The sequence below is a fragment of the Klenkia terrae genome (assembly GCF_037083865.1).
In the GTDB taxonomy this organism is placed as follows: Bacteria; Actinomycetota; Actinomycetes; order Mycobacteriales; family Geodermatophilaceae; genus Klenkia; species Klenkia terrae.
Map to the genome: position 1 here is coordinate 1 of NZ_JBAPLV010000058.1, position 3,664 is coordinate 3,664.

3 protein-coding genes are annotated in these 3,664 nt (G+C 73.9%); 2 read left to right on the plus strand and 1 reads right to left on the minus strand.

Annotation, left to right across the window (positions count from 1 at the left end):
- Positions 1-96: 96 nt before the first annotated feature.
- Complete coding sequence (locus UXQ13_RS23440; RefSeq protein WP_225232891.1) at positions 97-1,332, minus strand: class I SAM-dependent methyltransferase; 1,236 nt, start codon at positions 1,330-1,332, stop codon at positions 97-99.
- 184 nt (positions 1,333-1,516) lie between these two features.
- On the opposite strand from UXQ13_RS23440, the gene groES reads away from it, so the two are divergent.
- A complete protein-coding gene (gene groES, locus UXQ13_RS23445) occupies positions 1,517-1,825 on the plus strand; it encodes a co-chaperone GroES (RefSeq protein WP_055764705.1) in 309 nt (102 codons plus the stop codon).
- A gap of 116 nt (positions 1,826-1,941) precedes the next feature.
- Positions 1,942-3,582: a chaperonin GroEL gene (gene groL, locus UXQ13_RS23450; protein ID WP_225232890.1), complete on the plus strand. Its 1,641-nt coding sequence runs from the start codon at positions 1,942-1,944 to the stop codon at positions 3,580-3,582.
- The last annotated feature ends 82 nt before the right edge of the window (positions 3,583-3,664 follow it).

Sequence of the window (3,664 nt, forward strand, 5' to 3'; positions counted from 1 at the left end):
GAGTGAGGTCAGGAGGGTGTTGAGGTCGGTCGTCACAACCCGTACCCCAGCACCCTCCGCCCTGAAATCACACCTGTGTCATTCGGACTTACTCATCTAGGGCTCGCAGAGCAGGACGGTGGGGACGTCGGCCACCCGGGTCACCACGACGACGGCCCGCCCCTCGCCCTTGCCGCGCAGCTGCTTGACCAGGGCCTCCGGCTCGACCGCCGAGCCGCGCTTCTTCACCACCACCCGGCCGATGCCGCGCTCGCGCAGCAGGGCCTTGAGCCGCTTGACCGAGAACGGCAGCACGTCGGTGACCCGGTAGGAGCTGACCCACGGGGAGTCCGCGGGGGCGTCGGAGGTCAGGTAGGCGATCTGCCCGTCGACCAGCGTGGCCCCCAGCCGCTCGGCCACCGTGGCGACCAGCCCCGACCGGATGACGGCGGGGTCGGGTTCGTGCAGCCACCCCCGCGGCGCGGCGACCGGTGCCCGGCCGGGGTCGGCGTCCACGGCGAGCTCGTGCACCTGCCCGGACCGGACGACGGTCGCCCGCCGCCAGGTGCTCGACAGGCCACGGCCCCACAGCAGCGCCTCGACGATCGAGCCGCCCACCGACACCCACTCGGCCTCGACGCCGGCGGGCACCCGGTCGTGGTCGAGGCCCGGGGCCACCTTCACCACCGAGCGGGGCACCCGGTCCAGCAGCTCGGTGACCGTGGACCAGGGCGGGGACCAGCCGTCGGGGTCCAGGATCCGGCGTCCCCCCGCCCGCCGGGCCGGGTCGAGGACGGCGGCCGTGCAGTCGGCCACCCGCCCGTCGCGGGCGGCGGCCACCAGCTCCACCACGTCGGCGTCGCGCACCTGGGCGGTCAGCCCGAGGGCGGCGACGTTGTGCGCGGTCAGCTCCCGGGCAACCGGGTCGCGGTCGACGGCGACCACCGACGCCCCGGCCCGGGCCAGCGCGATCGTCTCGGTGCCCGAGGCGCAGCCCAGGTCGACGGCGTCGGCGACCCCGCCGGCCAGCAGGCGGGCGGCCCGGCGGGCAGCCAGCTCGGGACGGCCGGCCTGCTCCAGGGTGTCCCCGGTGAACAGCAGCCGGTCGGTGTCCGCCCCGAAGGCCGGCCGGGCCTTCTCCCGCTGACGGGCCACGCCCCAGGCCGGCCCCCCGACCTCGGCGCCGAACTCCGCGCGCAGGCGGGACAGCGCGGTCACCACGTCGGTGCGGTCGGCCAGCAGCCGGCCGGCCCGGGCCAGCGCGGCCGTGCCCTCGGGCGTGGCCAGCGCGCGCAGCTGGCGGACGGTCTCGGCCGCGGTGACCGGTTGCTCGGCGCGTACCTGCGAGGGCATCGGCACAGCCTGGCCCACCCTCCTGGGCGTGCGGCGGCCGACCCGCTTGAGCAGCTGGCACTCGGGTGGGTAGAGTGCCAATCGACACGGGCCGGGCCTGACCCCCGCGACGGCAGACCCCGGCCCCCGTGCCACAGCGTCAGCACCATCCACTGCTCGTCGGACGAGAAGGGGGAGTCACCCTGTGACCACCGCCACCAAGGTCAGCATCAAGCCGCTCGAGGACCGCGTCGTCGTCCAGGCCAACGAGGCCGAGACCACCACGGCCTCCGGTCTGGTCATCCCGGACACGGCCAAGGAGAAGCCCCAGGAGGGCACCGTCATCGCCGTCGGCCCCGGCCGCATCGACGACAACGGCAACCGCGTCCCCCTGGACGTGAACGTGGGCGACGTCGTCGTCTACTCGAAGTACGGCGGCACCGAGGTGCGCTACGCCGGCGAGGACTACCTCGTGCTCTCGGCCCGCGACCTGCTGGCCGTCGTCGTCAAGTGAGCTGAGCTCACCCCGCGACACCTGATCCACCGAACCGCCCCGGGCGACCCGAGCACCACCGGGTCCCGGGGCGGTTCGCGTCCCACCCCCAGAACCCCCAGATCGAAGAGGTCCCCATGCCCAAGATCATCCGTTTCGACGAGGACGCCCGCCGCGGCCTCGAGCGCGGCGTCGACAAGCTGGCCGACGCCGTCCGCGTGACCCTCGGCCCCCGTGGCCGCAACGTGGTCATCGACAAGAAGTTCGGCGCCCCGACCATCACCAACGACGGCGTCACCATCGCCCGCGAGGTCGACCTCGAGGACCCGTTCGAGAACCTCGGCGCGCAGCTGGCCAAGAACGTCGCGACCAAGACCAACGACGTGGCCGGCGACGGCACCACCACCGCCACCGTGCTGGCCCAGGCACTGGTCCACGAGGGCCTGCGCAACGTCGCCGCCGGCGCCAACCCGACCGCGCTGGGCCGGGGCATCCACGCCGCCGTCGCCGCGGTGCAGGCCGCGCTGGACGAGGTCGCCATCCCCGTCGACGAGCGCCGCGCCATCGCCCACGTGGCCACCATCTCCGCCCAGGACTCCGTCATCGGTGACCTGATCGGCGAGGCCATGGAGAAGGTCGGCAAGGACGGCGTCATCACCGTCGAGGAGTCCAACACCCTGGACACCGAGCTGGTCGTGACCGAGGGCCTGGCCTTCGACAAGGGCTACCTGTCGCCGTACTTCGTCACCGACCAGGAGTCGATGGAGGCCGTCCTCGACGACGCCCTCGTCCTGCTGGTCGCCGGCAAGGTCTCGGCCCTGGCCGACCTGCTGCCGCTGCTGGAGAAGGTGCTCGGCACCGGCGCCCGGCCGCTGCTCATCGTCGCCGAGGACGTCGAGGGCGAGGCGCTGTCCACCCTCGTCGTCAACTCCATCCGCAAGACCATCAAGGTCGTCGCGGTGAAGTCGCCGTTCTTCGGCGACCGGCGCAAGGCGTTCATGCAGGACCTCGCGATCGTCACCGGTGGCCAGGTCGTGTCCGAGGACGTCGGCCTCAAGCTCTCCGAGGTCGGCCTCGAGGTGCTGGGCACCGCCCGCCGGCTCACCGTCACCAAGGACGACACCGTCCTGGTCGACGGCGGCGGCCAGCCCACCGCCGTGGCCGACCGGGTGGCCCAGATCCGCCGCGAGATCGAGTCCACCGACTCCGACTGGGACCGCGAGAAGCTGCAGGAGCGCCTCGCCAAGCTCGCCGGCGGCATCGGGGTCATCCGCGTCGGTGCGGCCACCGAGGTGGAGATGAAGGAGAAGAAGCACCGGATCGAGGACGCCATCGCCGCCACCCGCGCCGCGGTGGAGGAGGGCGTCGTCCCCGGTGGTGGCTCGGCACTCGTGCACGCCGCCGCGGCCGTCGACGCGCTCACCCTCACCGGTGACGAGCTGACCGGCGCCCGGTCGGTGCGCAAGGCGCTGGACTCCCCGCTCTCGCAGATCGCGTCCAACGCGGGCTTCGAGGGTGCGGTCGTCGTCGGCAAGGTCCGCGAGCTCGGCGTCGGGCAGGGCTTCAACGCCGCCACCGGCGAGTACGGCGACCTGGCCGCCGACGGGGTCATCGACCCGGTCAAGGTCACCAAGGCCGCCCTGGGCCACGCCGCCTCGATCGCGGCGATGATCCTGACGACGGACTCCGCGGTCGTCGAGGCACCCGAGGACACCCACGAGCACGCCGGCGGCGGCCACCACGGCCACAGCCACGGCGGGCACGGCCACTCCCACTGAGGAAGGACCCCGTCCCACCCCCGGACACGCTCCGCGCGCCCGGGGCCCTCGGGACGGGGCCGGGGGGGGGGGGGGCCCCCCC

What these genes read in the sequence shown, in the direction of transcription:
- UXQ13_RS23440 (WP_225232891.1), bottom strand. Translation starts at nt 1,332, where the DNA reads ATGCCCTCGCAGGTACGCGCCGAGCAACCGGTCACCGCGGCCGAGACC.
- groL (WP_225232890.1), top strand. Translation starts at nt 1,942, where the DNA reads ATGCCCAAGATCATCCGTTTCGACGAGGACGCCCGCCGCGGCCTCGAG.